Annotated in this window: 15 protein-coding genes; 7 read left to right on the top strand and 8 right to left on the bottom strand. The window is 38.7% G+C overall.

The genetic code is table 11. From position 1 onward, the window contains the following. Positions 1-44 precede the first annotated feature (44 nt). A complete protein-coding gene (locus MTP24_RS08950) occupies positions 45-1,226 on the bottom strand; it encodes a PQQ-dependent sugar dehydrogenase (RefSeq protein WP_243530698.1) in 1,182 nt (393 codons plus the stop codon). On the opposite strand from MTP24_RS08950, the gene MTP24_RS08945 reads away from it, so the two are divergent. Next, positions 1,211-1,663 carry a hypothetical protein gene (locus MTP24_RS08945; protein ID WP_243530695.1) on the top strand — a complete coding sequence of 151 codons (453 nt, stop codon included), beginning with the start codon at positions 1,211-1,213 and terminating at the stop codon, positions 1,661-1,663. The two genes, MTP24_RS08950 and MTP24_RS08945, sit on opposite strands and share 16 nt — an antisense overlap. Before the next feature lie 80 nt (positions 1,664-1,743). Here the strand turns inward: MTP24_RS08945 and MTP24_RS08940 are convergent, their stop codons facing one another. Both MTP24_RS08940 and MTP24_RS08935 read right to left on the bottom strand, forming a co-directional pair. Then, complete coding sequence (locus MTP24_RS08940) at positions 1,744-2,943, bottom strand: Nramp family divalent metal transporter (RefSeq protein ID WP_243530693.1); 1,200 nt, start codon at positions 2,941-2,943, stop codon at positions 1,744-1,746. A 282-nt stretch (positions 2,944-3,225) separates the two neighbouring features. Further along, complete coding sequence (locus tag MTP24_RS08935; protein WP_243530690.1) at positions 3,226-4,488, bottom strand: valine--pyruvate transaminase; 1,263 nt, start codon at positions 4,486-4,488, stop codon at positions 3,226-3,228. Between the two features lie 235 nt (positions 4,489-4,723). Here MTP24_RS08935 and MTP24_RS08930 point away from each other — a divergent pair, with 235 nt between their 5' ends. Continuing rightward, positions 4,724-5,764 (top strand): endonuclease/exonuclease/phosphatase family protein, encoded by a 1,041-nt coding sequence (locus MTP24_RS08930; RefSeq protein ID WP_243533696.1) that lies wholly within the window; start codon positions 4,724-4,726, stop codon positions 5,762-5,764. 158 nt (positions 5,765-5,922) lie between these two features. Beyond that, the gene (locus MTP24_RS08925) at positions 5,923-6,342 is read left to right on the top strand and encodes an MAPEG family protein (protein ID WP_243530687.1); all 420 of its coding nucleotides are present in this window, start codon (positions 5,923-5,925) and stop codon (positions 6,340-6,342) included. Between the two features lie 59 nt (positions 6,343-6,401). Here the strand turns inward: MTP24_RS08925 and MTP24_RS08920 are convergent, their stop codons facing one another. Both MTP24_RS08920 and MTP24_RS08915 read right to left on the bottom strand, forming a co-directional pair. Beyond that, a complete protein-coding gene (locus MTP24_RS08920) occupies positions 6,402-8,249 on the bottom strand; it encodes an ABC transporter ATP-binding protein (protein ID WP_243530682.1) in 1,848 nt (615 codons plus the stop codon). Positions 8,250-8,390: 141 nt separating this feature from the next. Then, positions 8,391-9,224, bottom strand: a complete 834-nt coding sequence (locus MTP24_RS08915; protein ID WP_243530678.1) for a hypothetical protein — start codon at positions 9,222-9,224, stop codon at positions 8,391-8,393. A 285-nt stretch (positions 9,225-9,509) separates the two neighbouring features. Here MTP24_RS08915 and MTP24_RS08910 point away from each other — a divergent pair, with 285 nt between their 5' ends. After that, the gene (locus tag MTP24_RS08910) at positions 9,510-9,914 is read left to right on the top strand and encodes a GFA family protein (RefSeq protein WP_010556403.1); all 405 of its coding nucleotides are present in this window, start codon (positions 9,510-9,512) and stop codon (positions 9,912-9,914) included. Here the strand turns inward: MTP24_RS08910 and MTP24_RS08905 are convergent, their stop codons facing one another. Further along, positions 9,915-10,718, bottom strand: coding sequence for a hypothetical protein (locus MTP24_RS08905; protein WP_243530675.1), 804 nt, complete (start codon positions 10,716-10,718; stop codon positions 9,915-9,917). It lies immediately after the preceding gene. Between the two features lie 292 nt (positions 10,719-11,010). On the opposite strand from MTP24_RS08905, the gene MTP24_RS08900 reads away from it, so the two are divergent. From MTP24_RS08900 to MTP24_RS08890, 3 genes are all read left to right on the top strand, one after another. Continuing rightward, the gene (locus MTP24_RS08900; protein WP_138741000.1) at positions 11,011-11,424 is read left to right on the top strand and encodes a hypothetical protein; all 414 of its coding nucleotides are present in this window, start codon (positions 11,011-11,013) and stop codon (positions 11,422-11,424) included. A 527-nt stretch (positions 11,425-11,951) separates the two neighbouring features. Further along, positions 11,952-13,340, top strand: coding sequence for a M28 family metallopeptidase (locus MTP24_RS08895; protein WP_243530673.1), 1,389 nt, complete (start codon positions 11,952-11,954; stop codon positions 13,338-13,340). A 117-nt stretch (positions 13,341-13,457) separates the two neighbouring features. Beyond that, on the top strand, positions 13,458-13,901 hold the full coding sequence (locus MTP24_RS08890) for a DUF4826 family protein (protein WP_006792842.1): 444 nt from the start codon (positions 13,458-13,460) through the stop codon (positions 13,899-13,901). A 42-nt stretch (positions 13,902-13,943) separates the two neighbouring features. On the opposite strand, the gene MTP24_RS08885 is transcribed toward MTP24_RS08890, so the two are convergent. Both MTP24_RS08885 and MTP24_RS08880 read right to left on the bottom strand, forming a co-directional pair. Then, on the bottom strand, positions 13,944-14,402 hold the full coding sequence (locus MTP24_RS08885; protein WP_243530670.1) for a GNAT family N-acetyltransferase: 459 nt from the start codon (positions 14,400-14,402) through the stop codon (positions 13,944-13,946). Positions 14,403-14,418: 16 nt separating this feature from the next. Then, positions 14,419-15,576, bottom strand: a complete 1,158-nt coding sequence (locus MTP24_RS08880; RefSeq protein WP_243530667.1) for a cupin domain-containing protein — start codon at positions 15,574-15,576, stop codon at positions 14,419-14,421. Positions 15,577-15,640: the final 64 nt, after the last annotated feature.

Here is a 15,640-nt window from a genome sequence, read left to right as displayed (position 1 = left end):
CTCCTTAATTCTAAAGCGAAGCGCCTCTAACATTTCTCTATAAATTAATTGGCTTTAAACAACATCAGCTCAGCATTTTTCCCATCGGTTAATATGGCTACATTACCTTGCGAAGTTACAAATACATCTCTTAATCGTCCTGTTGCTTCTGGAAATACATGCGACTGGGTGAATTTACCATTCGCTAAATTAACGCTGTAGAGTTTTTTATCTACAAGCGTGGTAATGAGCACATGTTTTTGAAGCGAAGGGAATGCGGCGTGTTTAGAGCCATAATACGCCATACCCGATGGGGCGATTGATGGCGTCCAATCTACGCTTGGTTTTTGCATGCCCGGGTAGTCTCTAAATGGAGATATGCGCGCTTGCGAGTAATCGTCACCGTTTGTAATGACTGGCCAACCGTAATTATTTCCAGCCGTTAAATAGTTTAACTCGTCGCCACCTGCGGGGCCATGTTCGTGGCTTACAATTTGTTGCGTGTCATAGTCGTACACTAAACCTTGAAGGTTACGGTGCCCATATGAATACACCGCATGAGCTGTTGAGTTTTTGTGGTCAATAAAAGGGTTATTTTTGGGTGTTTTGCCATTTGCTGTAATGCGCAGTGTTTTGCCAAGCTGGCTGGTTACTACTTGTGCTTGCTCTCGGTAGTCAAAACCATCGCCACTTGAAAACAGTAAAGTGTTATCAGGGAGAATAAGGGCGCGACCAGAGTAATGTTGTGGTGTGTCTTTATCTGTGGCTACGTTGTAAATGATTGTTGGCGTTGTAAAACGTGTACCGTTGAAGGTAGCTTTAGCTATTACGAGCCTGTTTGCATCAAGATCGCCTTGGGCGTAGGTAAAAAAAACTTCTTTGGACTTAGCAAAATTAGGCGTGAGTACTATATCAAGTAAACCACCTTGACCTGCAACGTATAAACCTTCAAGTGGTAATTTTATTCTACTTTGCTCGTTATTTTTAATAACCACTACGTGGCCGTCGCGTTCGGTTATTAACCATGTACCATCGGGCAGTTGCACCATACTCCAAGGCGAGTTTAGCTGTGTAGCGAGTGTTTGGATTGTATATTGTTTTTTAGGTAATGCATTGTTTGCATTGACGTTAAATGAGAAGAGTGCGAATAGTATAAAAAGCGAGATGCATTGTTTACCGCGCAAGCCTTTGCTACTGTATAAAAAATTATTTAGTTTAAATTGAGATAACCATGTTGTTTTTAACACGCATACTCCCTTCATTTTTAGTTGCTTGGTTACTAACGTTTACGCTTGCTAGCTTGTTTCATAGCCAATACGTTGTCAATCAATTAGTTAATGTAGGTGTAGTGGTAGAGTTTGCTGACCGTGTTAATTTAACACTCGACGATTGGTTAGGTTTACTTCCTACGTATGGCGCTATTATTGCCCTTGCACTCACTATTGCTTTTTTAGTGACTTGGTTTATTAATAAAAAATTAAAAGCACATAGTACTGGGCTGTTTGTTATAGCGGGTATAGCCGCTTTTGCGACGGCGCTCATTGCGATTGAGTCTATTATGAATATAACCATTATTGCTGGCGCAAGAGGGTGGGGTTTTTATTTACAGTTGGTTGCAGGCGCTATTGGCGGTTACGCGTTTGCAAAACTAATTAAAGTAGTTGAAAACACAAAGTTAAACTAAGTGTTTTTTAAGGCTAGTTCCTTAGCTAAAGCCGCTGTTTAATGAAAACCACGGCTTTTTAAAACCCTTTTTATACTTTATTAAAAAATTAAACCAATGAGTTTGTAACTACTTAAGCCAAAAATAAGCATTAACACAGGTAGAGTAACTAGGTTTAAAATAAACGAGTTGGTAAATTTCCCCATGACCGATTTTTGATTTACTAACCACACTAAGTAAATAGTGATAACAGGAAGTAATAAACCATTAGCCGCTTGGGCAAATATTATAACCGCGACAGGGTCTAACCCAAGAGACGCTACCGCAGCACCAAATAATAAGATGATAATAGCAACGCTTTTAAAGCGAGTGCTTGCCATATCATTTGACCAACCTAACATACCACATACGGCATAGGCCCCAGCAAGCGGCGCGGTTATTGCGCTAGTTAGCCCTGCGGCAAACAACCCTATAGCAAAAAAGTAATGGGCTGCATCACCGAGCAAGGGCTCTAGTTGTACTGCCATGTTTGCTGCGCTAATTTGCCCTGCATTTGTGCCATAGAAAGCGACCGACGCGGTAGATAAAATAGCTAATGTGATTACACCGCCCAAAGTAATTGAAAGGCCAGTATCAACATTGGTTTGCTTAATTACTTTTTGTAAGTCACTTTTGCTGTCGTGCTTAGCTGCTAAAACACCAGAGTGCAAAAATAGGTTGTATGGCACTATGGTTGTACCAACCAACGCTAAAACAGTTGTTATTGAGCCTTCAGGCAAGCTTGGCGTAAAGCCTGACAATATATCACCCAGTGATGGTGAAGCCATGATCAATGTAGATATAAACACCAAGCTCATTAAAATCACTAATACTATAAGTGAGTTTTCTACCACTTTATGTTTGCCGCTATAAAGTAAACCAGCACTTAAAAAAGCAATTAGAGGGGTCCATATCTGTGGATTAACGTTTGGAAATATGCCAATTAATCCCATACTCGCACCACTTAAATTACCCGCTTCGTATGCTGCACTACCAACACCTATGGCGCTGATCACTAAAAATATGGCTAACGATTTAAATAGCGGGGTTTGAATATTTGCCCTAAGTGCTTGCGCTAAGTCTTGGCCTGTTGCAACGCCAAGGCGTGCCGCCATTGATTGCAGTAATATAGTGGCAATAACTGAAAATAGTAATGTCCAAATAAGTGCAAAACCAAAGTTTGCGCCTGCCACACTGGCTGTGGTGATTGTACCTGGCCCAATGAAGGCAGCAGTGACGAGTAATCCTGGACCTAATCGCATAATTTACCTTAATAGTGTTATTGCATGTTGCTATTTAAAGTTACACCTAACGTTTAAAACCAATAATTATACGCGATGCCTGTTGTGTATTGCCGCCACTTAAAATAAGTACGGTGCAGCTATAGCTGCTTATTTGCGAGTGCTTTTATGTAAGCATATGCTAAAAAAGGGCGGGTAGGATACCAATTTATATATAAATTTAAAGGGGATAGAACGCGTTTGGATAAACTTTAAACGAGTATGAGGCCATCAATTAAACTTATAATGACACTGTATGTGTATTTACATTATGAGTGTTTTAATTGCTTCTAGGCCTTTTTTGAGCGTTGCTTCATCGGTGGCGTAATTAATACGCACGCATTGATGTTTGTGCTCCCAGCTATCTTCAATACCTATAAAAAAGTTGTGGCCAGGAATTATATACACATCTTGTTTTTTAAGTTTTTGGTAAAGCTGTTCGCTGGTTATTTTTGAATCTTTAAACCAAAGCCACATAAAAAATGCGCCTTCTACCTTATGTAAATAAACCGGTAAGTCATCAAAAATTTCATCAAATAGGCTAACAGCGACCTGTGCTTTATTTTTATAAAAAGGCAAAATGGTATTTTTACACAGAGGCAGTAGTTTATTGTCTTTGATTAAGCGGGTGACTAAGCTTGGCCCAAAACTATTAGGTGATAACACCATAGCGCCATTAACGCGGCTAATTGCTTTAATAATCTCGTTATTGGCAACCACTATACCGGTACGCAGGCCTGGCAAGCCCAGTTTTGAAAGCGACATACACAATATAATGTTTGAGTTCCAGGTTAGGTTTGCATCGGTATAAATACAGCCAGGGAATGGGTCGCCATAGGCGTTATCAATAATAAGGGGGATATTGTATTGCTTTGCGAGTAAGTCTAGTTGATGAACTTCATCGTCGGTGATTACGTTACCCGTTGGGTTGGTAGGGCGCGACACACATAATGCGCTTATGCTGTTGTCGTTGGCAAGTACAGCCTTAACCGCATCAAAATTAATTACATATTTAAACTGTTTAGAGCCGTTTGGTGTATTTAGTATTTCTATTTCAGGTTTAATGGCCACAAACATATCGTCAGTTAAACCTTGGTCGGCATAGCCTACGTATTCTGGCGCAAGTGGAAAAAGTACTTTTTTATGGCTGCCATCAGCCATTTTGCCTGCAAATAGGTTAAATAAAATAAAAAAGTTAGCTTGGCTACCATTTCCTAATGCAATATTGCTCGCTGTTAAATTCCACGCATATTCTTGTGTTAACTGATTGGCAAGGGCTGCTCTAAACTCATCGTTACCCGTTGGGCCATCGTAAAGGCCCATTATTTGCGCTATTTTATTATTTTTTACTAAATGATTTAGCTCGTTAATGAACGCTGTGTTTACTTGTGGCACAGAGGCGGGGTTGCCTCCGCCAAGCATCACTAAATTAGGGTTATTACTGTTTTTAGCATTACCAAGATCTTCCATTAGCTGTGTAATGCCATTGGGTTGAGTAAATTTGCTGCCAAAGTGTGAATAGTTCATAAAACCTAATACATTTAATAAATTAGGCAAAGAGTATAACGTAAAAAAACGGAGTAAATTTATAGATGAGAATAATTCACGACTTATACATACGGCCTTCCTGCGTTATAATTATTTCAGTATTAAATGTAGGTGTTTAGTTATCAATAACCCAAATAAAATAAACGACGACCCAGTCAACTTGCCCATCGAGCCTGTAATTAATAATACCGAGCTTAAAATAGCCACCTTTAATTTGTTTAACTACCTTGAACCACCTAACGCCTATTACGAATTTGAACGTATATACACCGCTGAGCAATGGGCAAGAAAACAGCGCTGGATCACCGAATACATAAACGAGCAGCAGCCCGATGTAATTGGTTTTCAGGAAATATTTAGTATTGAGTCACTTAAAGAATTAATGCTAAATCAAGGTTATAACCATTTTGCTGTAGTTGATAAACCCCATGTTATAGATGATTTTATTTTTAAGCACCCTGTTGTTGGTATTGCCTCTAAATACCCGATTGCTGATGTAATAGCGGTAGAGCATGATAAGGAACTAGCATGCTCACTTGGTTTAACACAGGCGTTTTCATTTAGTCGTAAAGTACTCAGGGCCACAGTTACGTTACCTCACTTAGGAGATACAGATTGCTATGTAGTACACTTTAAATCTAAGCGGGGCATGCTTGAGGTAGACGAACACAATAAAGCGGTAACAGCCGAGCAAAACATTGTTGATATTTTAAAAGCAAATGTAGCAGGGAGTTGGGGCTCAACAATTCAACGTGGCAGCGAAGCGACTTTACTCATGATACAAATGATCACCCGACGAGAGGCGACTCAAAACCCCATGGTATTAATGGGCGATTTTAACAACGACCTTGCTGATGGTGTACTTAACCACCTGCTAACCAATACATTAAGGTTTGCGCCCGCAATGGATGCCAAAGCCTACCTAGCTAAGTACTGTTTGTATGACTCGTGGGCATTATTTGAAAAACTAGTAATTACCGCTGATGATGCTCAGCAAGCAAGTAACAGTGATGGTGAAAACACTGCTCAAACAGCACCACTAACGCGTAAAGCAACTCACTACTTTGGTACAAGCAGCTCAGTGCTTGATTATATTTTACTGTCGTGCGAGTTTGACCCAAGCTACGATGATAGTTTTTTTGAAGTAAGTAACCATAATACGTACGACAGGCATTTAATTAACCCCGAATATGAGCGAGACGACTTAACCACTGACCATGGCGTTGTGTGTATTACTCTAAACCTCAGAACTTAAAAAGCCCGTTGTAAAATGGCACTTGGTAATATGTAGTTATTACAAAAGTAATTTCCAACATATTGCAAGCTACTGAATAGATAGAGTTTTTATTTGGTATTTAATTTGCACAAGTAATGCAGCTTTAATTACTTAGTTTTAAAATAAAGGATTTAACAATGAATGACGTGTCTTTATCTGCTTATTTGGGATTTTATTTTTACTTAATTATGCTGGTGGTGCAGTGGGGTGTTGCGACCTTTAGCAAGGCCAAGGAGCCCGGTGCAGTGCCGGGTAAAATTAGCGACGATTTATCGCACGATAGCTTTATATTTAGAGCGCACCGTACGTTTCAAAATACATTAGAAAATAGCGCATTATTTATAGGCACGGTGTTATTTGCATTTGTAATTAATTACCAAAGCGCAATTTTTGCAATGTGTGTGTGGGTGTATGTAGTTGCCCGTTTAATTCACATGATTTTATACTATGTGATTGCAACAGAGAAAAACCCAAGCCCGCGTACGTATTTCTTTTTAATTAGCTTTATTGCCAACATTGTGATGTTGGTACTAATAGGTTTTCGTTTAGTAGCTTAATAAATAAAAAACCGACGTTTTAGTGTTAGTACTACTACGTCGGTTTTTTGTATTAAGTGTTATTCTACCCCAATAAATCCACCTGTTTGATGAGCCCAAAGGCCTGCATATATGCCCCCTTGTGAAATGAGTTCATCGTGTGAGCCTTGCTCAACGACGCCACCATTATCTAACACGATGAGTCTATCCATTTGTGCAATGGTAGACAGCCTATGCGCTATAGCGATAACCGTTTTTCCTGTCATTAAATCATCAAGGCTTGCTTGAATAGCCGCTTCAACTTCTGAATCAAGTGCGCTGGTCGCTTCGTCTAAAATAAGAATAGGGGCATTTTTAAGTAACACTCGTGCAATGGCAATACGTTGGCGTTGACCGCCCGATAAAGTTACACCACGTTCGCCAACTTGTGCATCAAACCCTTTGTTGCCTTTTGAGTCTTCTAAATCGCTAATAAAATCGAGCGCTTTAGCTTGTTTTGCGGCGTTTAACATTTCAGCTTCGGTCGCGTCGGGGCGACCGTATAAAATATTATCTTTAACAGAGCGGTGAAGCAGGGAAGTGTCTTGCGTTACCATAGCAATATAGCGGCGAAGACTTTCTTGGCTTACGTCAGTAATATTTTGCCCGTCAATCTTAATTGCGCCAGAGTCGGTATCGTAAAAGCGCAGCAGTAGGTTAACAAGCGTTGATTTACCCGCGCCAGAGCGGCCAACTAAACCTATTTTTTCACCGGGTTTAATATTAAGATTTAACCCATTCATTACCGGGCCACGGTTAGTTTCGTTGGCGGCTTTGCCATAATTAAAATGTATATCTTTAAACTCAATACTGCCTTGGGTTACTTCAAGGGTGTTTGCGTTTGGTTTATCGTCTACTTTTATTGGGTTTGATAATGTTTTCATACCATCGGTGGCGGTGCCAATATTTTCAAACAGGCTGCTTATTTCCCACATGATCCACTGCGCCATACCGTTTAACCTAAGCGATAAACTAACTGCAACGGCTATAGCGCCAGCACTAATTGCACTCATAGACCATAAATAAAGCGATAATGCGGCAACACTAAATACCAACAAATAGTTAAGCGTATTAATAGCAAAGTTAAGGCTGGTCACTAAGCGCATTTGTTTATATACGGGTTGTAAAAATACATCCATGCTTTGCTTGGCGTACTGCTCTTCGCGTTGTGTGTACGAAAAAAGTTTAATAGTTGAAATGTTAGTGTAGCTATCAACAATTCGGCCCGTCATTTCTGATCGCGCATCGGCTTGTGAGCTGGCGATTTTTTTAAGTTTAGGCACAAAGTAAACCTGTATTGAAGCATACAAGGCAAGCCATACAAGCAAAGGGATCATCAAGCGCCAGTCAGCTTCAGCCACTAAAAACACCATAGCGCCAAAATAAACCACTATGTACATAAGTACATCAAGCAGTTTCATTACCGCCTCGCGAACAGCTAAAGACGTTTGCATTACTTTGGTAGCAATACGTCCTGCAAATTCATTTTGGTAAAAACTTACACTTTGGCGTAGTAAATACCGATGCGCTGACCAGCGAATCGACATAGGGTAATTACCCAATAAGGCTTGATGCAAAATAGCGGCGTGAAAAAACACCACAATAGGCAAAACGACTAACAGCATAACAGCCATTTTGATCAGCTCAGTTTTTTGCTCTACAAATAGGGTTTGTGGAGTATGGGTACTTAGCCAATCAACCAATTGGCCCATATAACTAAATAACGATACTTCTAAAATAGCTAACAGCGCAGCACTTATCGACATAAGCACTAACGAGAGTTCCATGCCCTTGGTGTAATGTCGGCAAAACGCAAATAAAGTAGAAGGCGGCTGAGTGGGTTTTTCCTCAGGAAATGCGTTGGTCATTCTTTCAAAGAGTCGATACATTTTAAAAACTTAAATAGCAAATAATGTGAAGTATCATACCATTTAAGTATTTTTAAATGCAGTTTTGTATTAACTAACATGAGCTTTAGTTGAGAGATTCTATATCTAAAATTCAGGTTAGTTATTACTTATACAGGCTTTTTATCTAACAGGGTTTGAAAGATTGATGCCTCGGCTCATATATAAGTCGTCGTATTTTAAACCGCCGTTACCATAGGGCTTTTTAGCCGGACCAGTATTTGCGTTTGCCAAAAAGTAAATAAGTGGTTGTTCACGCTTCATTCTAAATTTTGCATTTTTATACACGAGTGTTTGCGTTGTAAACTCACCGCCTAGAACATACACATTGTATTGTTGGCCTTGCATTTTTGTAGGCGCGTTATTCACTACATACCAGATGCTGTACCATTGATTAGTGTTAAGGGGCTTTGCTGATTGGGCGGCATTGTAGTTTTGAATGTTGCTGTAACCTTTATCTGTTTTGACCATTAAAGCGCCATCATTTTTAAATCCATTCGACTCGGCTTTGTCTGTTACACGTAAGGTAGGTTCAAACGCATTGTAACCATGCTTTTTAATTTCATTAGGTTGTAAGTTACTTAAGCCAAAAGCGTGATTGTTAGGAAACGCTTCTACATTTATGCGCGTAAAAAATGTATAAGTTTCTCCCACTTCAACTACTTTTGGTAGCTTAGTAAAACTGAGTGCTTTTCGATTACCAATAATGCCTTCGGCGGCTGGTTTTTTTAATAAGTAATGATTTGAGGATTCAGCCTCTCGTGAAATTTTTGTCACTTGTGGGTTGGCTATGTATGGATTGGTTTGATTGTCAGTATCAGCTTTTTGCCATGTTAGCGTTTGCGTTTCAAAATTATCGATTAACAGCCATTGATTTGTGGAAGGGTGTTGGTGATTTTGGCTGCATGCTACTAATGTGATTAACCACATTGGCAGAAGAACGTTTTTATGGCGCATTGTTTGCTCTTTATTTAATTGTTATTGATAGCATAAACAGGAAAAAATGGTTATTGGTAATAATTTTTTGTTGAATGACTTAAGTTTTACATTACCAAATTACGGTTTATTTATAACCAATAACTGATTTATTGTAAACCAAAAAAATTTAACGCGCTTAAGTTTAAGCAAAAGCTATATAAATTTTGTAGTCGCGCTCAGTAAATAACTAAAACTTATTCATATCAAATAACTTTATAGTTAACATACGCCTGTGCTTATTTTTGAAATTAATAAGGAAGTGTTATGTATTTAGGCTCTTGTTTGTGTGGAAAAGTAAATGTGAAAATTACAGGCAATATTACCAGTATTATTCACTGTCACTGTTCTTTGTGTAGAAAAAATAGCGGAACAGCGTTTGCTACAAATGGTTTTGTAAACGCTGATGAGTTTTTAATCACTCAAGGGCAAGACTCATTAAGTGGATACGCGTTTAAACCCGGTAGAACACGGTATTTTTGTGCCTGCTGTGGTTCGCCTATTTATAGCGAAAATACCAGTGATAAAAGCCGTTTTCGTATTCGATTAGGTTTACTGGATTCAGATATTGCAGAAAAACCTATATCTCATAATTTTGTTACATCAAAAGCGAATTGGGAACAGTTAGAAACCAGTTTGCCTTGCCATGAGAAGCATGAACCCGGTCGCTAATTAAAAAGATTCAATGTGGTAAATATGATTAATATCTTGATATAAATTGGGAGCAAGATGTTTAAAAGCGTCAGAATCTTGAATATTGTCGACGGTAATGTGTTTTAGTGAGCTAGGGCTTAAAACAATAACAATGTTTTTGTACTCATTAAATTCAACAAGTGCGATTGCTTTAAAATACTTTCTTAACAAGGCCAACAACAGCTGTAACTCTTGACCTGTTTTAGGGTTTAAGTTGAGTGTTATTTGACTGCTTGAATTGCAACAGCGCGTCATATTTTGCCAAAAAAGAGCGCTGTTTAAAAATGGTTGGTGGTACTCTCCACTGAATATGTCGATGGTGATCACATCGTATTTAATTTTACATTGCTGGATAAATTGCTCTGCTGACTCTAAAAATACAGAGTGTGGTTTTGGCAAATAAAAATGTGTTTGTGCAATTTCAACCACATCTGGGTTAATTTCAACGGTGTTAAAGGTGTGTAGAGTATTTAAAAATTTTGTTTTATTGAATAGATAATAGATAACTCGCTCAACGCCCGCGGTTCCCAACCCTAAATTTAACATTTTAAGGTTGGTTACTGGTTTTAATAAAAACAGGAGCATGCTCTGATTTACAGGTACCAAAACTTGCTCTGATTTGCTTTTACTCATTACGCCCTGAATAACAGCATCTTGTTCACGTTTTTCGTCTAGTGTTAACCAACGGTATTGCGCGTTTTCATAAACATAGATAGGACCAAGCGTGGTTTGCTTAAATTGTACAAGGTTACATTTTAACGTTTCATTTTTTAACTGGCGCATACTCTTACTTTTTAAATTGACTACTTAATCGGAACTCTGATTAAGTGATTTACTAACGTGTTAAGTCATGATGATAATTAAATTTTACTAGTCTGGGATTTTTAATAAAAACAAGGCGAATTTACCGGCAATAGGTGCTTGGGATCGCTCTATTATCCAGAATCTAAGTTTCTTAGTTTGGCACGAAAATAAAAAGTTTACTTAAGTTATTTGGTTATAAGTTTATTGATTTGCTTTACCGTGTAGTATTTTGGTTTAAATTAAATCATTTAAAACACTCAAGGAGAGAAAAATGGGATTAATTTTAGGCCCTGTGCTGTTAATTTGGCTCGCTATTTTTATTTACTCAATTCGACTCGGTTATTTGCTTATTTATAAAAATATGGCTTTAGACATCACGCTAATTACTTTCACCGTTGCTTTAGTTGGTGCTATTGCCTTTGTATTTTATGGTTACAGGCAATTTATAAATGAAACGTCATTGTGGGCATTTGAAATACCCAGCTATTTTGTATTCAACAAGTTTGCAATATTCACTGTTGTTTTGGCTTTATGTTTACATTTTTTTTCTACTAGTATGCAAACAAGCACAGCCGTTAATTGTGTGGTGTTTATACTTATATTTATGTTTTCTGCTGGGGTGTTACTAAGTGTGGGGTTACATGACCATTTTATAGGTTATAACAATATCCAACTTACTCATTAATTCTAGGGTAGAAGATGAGATCGTTTATTTGCGCTTTACATTTTGTGTGTGCTCAATGGTTGAAAAAAGTTGACCCAAATAATACGTGCACGGGGCACAAGGCGAGTGTCCTAATCGGTATGGTGCTATCTATTTATATTGGTTTATTAGCTCTTTTCTTTTGTTTTGATTATGTAAAATTACTTACTGATTCCGTTAGAAATAATTTAATCGTGTTCAGTACACTTTATTTAGCGTTAATTTTAGGGGGTATGCATTTAGCGTTGGGTAACGCTGTGGATTATAAAAGTAGAGTTCGTGCAAGGTTGAATACAACAGTGCTTAGGCATTACACGCTTGGGTTAAAACTTTGGATATTTGGTCTGCTACCTTACTTTATAGCTTTGGTAACTATTTTTATATTGAACTCGAATTAGTACTATTCTTTTCTGCGCTTTAGCGTGCTTATTTTCGTATCTACCTCAAATTAATTGCGATATTCAAATACATAGGTAATTGTAAACCAATAAAAATAAGGAGCTACATAAATGCTTAAACCATCAATTAAATTATTAAAGCTAAGCATGCTTGCGTTTGCTTGCTCAGCATCAAGTGGCGTTATTGCGGCTGATATGCAATATAAAGATCAACAAAATCTGCATGATATTGCGGGAAGTGTGTCAGCAGAGCGAATTGGCAGCGATATTCAAACGCTGGTGGACTTTGGTACACGTCATACACTTTCAGAGACTAAATCTGACACTCGAGGTATTGGTGCTGCTCGACGTTGGATTAAAGCTGAGTTTGAAAAAATATCCGCACAATGTGGTGGTTGCTTAGAGGTTATTGAGGTATCAGACACTATTTCAGGCGAAAAACGCATACCTGATCCTGTTGAGGTGGTAAATATTGTTGCTATTCAGCGCGGCAGTACTGAACCAAATAGAATGGTGATGATGTCGGGTGATATAGACTCACGTGTAAGCGATGTAATGGATTTTACTAGTGACTCTCCTGGCGCTAATGATAATGCATCGGGTGTTGCTGGTGTTATTGAAGCGGCACGCGTACTGAGTAAATATAAATTTAATGGCTCTGTCGTTTACGCTGCGTTATCAGGGGAAGAGCAGGGGTTATTTGGTGGTAAAATTTTAACCGCGCACGCTCAAAAGAATAACTGGCAAGTACATGGTGTTTTAAATAATGACATGATTGGCAATATTACCGGTATAAATGGAGTGACTGACAATACAACCGCACGTATTTTTTCAGAAGGTACACGTGTTGTTGAAACAAAAGCACAGGCTCGTACTCGTCGATTTACGGGTGGTGAGGTTGATTCTGCAAGTAGAAATTTAGCCCGTTATATTGACACTGTTGCAGATAGGTACATCCCCAACCTTGATACAATGCTTGTTTACAGGCTAGATAGGTTTGCACGAGGCGGGCACCATCGTCCATTTAACGATGCTGGGTTTGCAGCAGTGCGCATAATGGAAACAAACGAGCATTATGATCGTCAACACCAAGACCTACGAACAGAAAATGGCATTACATATGGCGATACGATTGACGGGGTTGATTTTGATTATGTAGCTAAACTAACGTCACTCAATGCGGTAACTATGGCATCTATGGCTTGGGCTCCAGCCCCACCTAAAGACGTTAAAATTACTGGCGCAGTAAAGGCTAGTACTTCGTTTTCGTGGCAAAAAAGTAATGATGACACAATTGCCGGTTATAAAATATATTGGCGTTACACAAGCGAGCCGCAATGGCAGTTTAGTAAATACGTTGGTAATGTTTCTGATTTCACACTTGAGAATGTAGTAATAGACAATTATTTCTTTGGTATTTCATCCGTTAGTCATGATGGTTTTGAGTCGCCCGTTGTGTTCCCTGGGGATGTTGGTTCGTTTGACCATAATATAAAATAGCAATTTGTATAAAAACAAAGCAGTCAGAGTTTTTAAAGTGCAAGCAGCCTGTTTTATGCTTGCACCTTATTTACTAAGACCTTACAGTGTTTAAAAAGAAGTAATAAGGTCATTACAATGGAACAACAACAAAAACAATTAACACCTGAAGAGCAAGCATTAGCCGAGCAACAACGTGTTGCATGGCAGCGTGGATGTTTTCAAACAGCACAAAAGTATTTAGCAGAAAAAGGCATTATGCCTAAATCAGTAGTTGAGCAAGACAGCAGATTTTTAGCCCCTATTTGCGCCATGTGGAAATTTAAAGCGCAAAACGGAAAAACGTATTGGGTTGTTACAGGGCAATTACCAACAGACCATGCTGAAGTGGGTGCAGCGTCAGATGCGCGTGATGCTATGCGTTATTTTTCATTGCAATGGCAGTTAAAAGCAGACCAGATAATGAGTGCGGGCGCACGAGATAAAACACAGGCAGACTTTGCTAACCTATTAGTGAAAAGAGCTCATGGCCTTTACGAGTTATACGATAACGATAAACTGTGGGCTCACGAACCAAAATAATTAAAAAAGGGTAATCAAACTTTGATTACCCTTACAACTTAATTAATGAACTAGTGTGAAAGGTGTTGTATCAGCACACCTAACCGGGCATTTCATTCTTTGCCTAGGTATACCTGCCTCCATAAACACATTACCCTGTTTTATAAAGCCGTTACGTTTAAATCGTTCAACTTCGTGTAGAACACAATTAACGCTAATTGATTCAATACCTTGTTCTACTGCTATGTCAAAAATATAATTAAGCAACGAGCAGTAAACATCTCGGTTTCTGTGATCAGGCAATACAGCTAAGCGTCCAATTAAGCCGTCATTACACAGGCGGGCTGTTGCGACGGGACAAAAGCTGTCGTCTGTAACAAGCACATGCAAAGCTAATTTATCGAGGTTATCGAATTCAACGCGTTTAGGGATATGTAATTCGTAAACAAATACACGCTCCCTTATTTGTTGTAACTCATTTTTTTGTCGATCCCATTCAACTTTGTTTATACGATAACCCACAATTGCCTCCTACTTGTTACCCTTGGTTTGCGTTAAACCAAATGCCTTCATTAACAAGTATAGTAAACATTTGAACAAAAACTAGACTATTTTGAGCGTTAGCTAATTCATTAGTATTAAACTCGGTTTCGTCCGTTAGTAATTTTACTGCTGCTATGTCCCCGATAGGAAGAGTGAAATTATCACCATTAATACTTACTAAAAGCTCATTTTCACACTGCTGATAAATTGCTCGTGTTCCACCTACACGTTCAAAAATAGTATCTGGCTCTGCCAATTCGTTTGCTATTTGATCTTGGGTAAAAGCAGGTTCTACTGGTGCCAAGTCCATTTCATGTTTGGGTTGGCTTAAGGTTTTGCCAAGCCATTGCTTGAATAGACCATCATCTTCTAGCATTGAGGCGATAAGATGCTTAACCTTTCCAGCTTCATTATTTGTAAGCTCACCTTTTGAGGCTCTTGTAACTAAGTTGTGGTCTGTGTAGCGTTTTTGACCGCTTTCAGTATCAATAACATGATCGGCAAAGCTTGATAGTAAATCTTGCTGATTTGGTGCTCTAAATCCAACAGAGTAATTAAGTGCATTTTCAACCGCGTAGCCTTCATGAGGGCAGCCTGGTGGAATATATAAAATATCACCGGGCTCTAAAATGCAGTCTATGACTGCTTCAAAGGCTTCAACTTGCAATAATTTTTTATTTTGAGCAAATTGCTTAAGGGTTGGGTCGGGTAGGCCAACTCGCCAATGACGCTTTCCTTCACCTTGAATAATGAAAACATCGTATTGATCTAAATGTGGGCCAACACCCCCATTAGGGGTGGAAAAGCTGATCATTAAATCATCAATGCGCCAGTTAGGGATAAATCTGAACGGTTCTAGCAGCTGGGCTGCCTCTGGATGCCAGTGGTCGACTGCTTGCACTAATAACGTTGAATTTTCCTCTTTGAGTAAATCAAAGTCCTCGAATGGCCCTTGATGGGTTTGCCAGTCGTTATTGTCATTTGTAACAATACGCGATTCAATAGAATCTTCCATTGCTAAGCCAGCAAGTTCGTTTGCATCAAGTGGATCTTCAAAGTGACTAAACCCTTGTTTGATCAAAAGAGGTTTTTTTTGCCAAAAGTGGGTTAAAAATTCTTGTTCAGATAAATCGTTTATTTTTAATTGATACATACGTTTGCCTGCCGGTATTTGCTTTGCTTTTTATACAAAAAAAGCGAAAGGATAACCCTTTCGC

The organism is Pseudoalteromonas sp. APM04 (assembly GCF_022809815.1).
Classification (GTDB): Bacteria; Pseudomonadota; Gammaproteobacteria; order Enterobacterales; family Alteromonadaceae; genus Pseudoalteromonas; species Pseudoalteromonas marina.
Note: the sequence above shows the minus strand (reverse complement) of the source record. Positions and strands in the feature narration are given on the sequence as shown.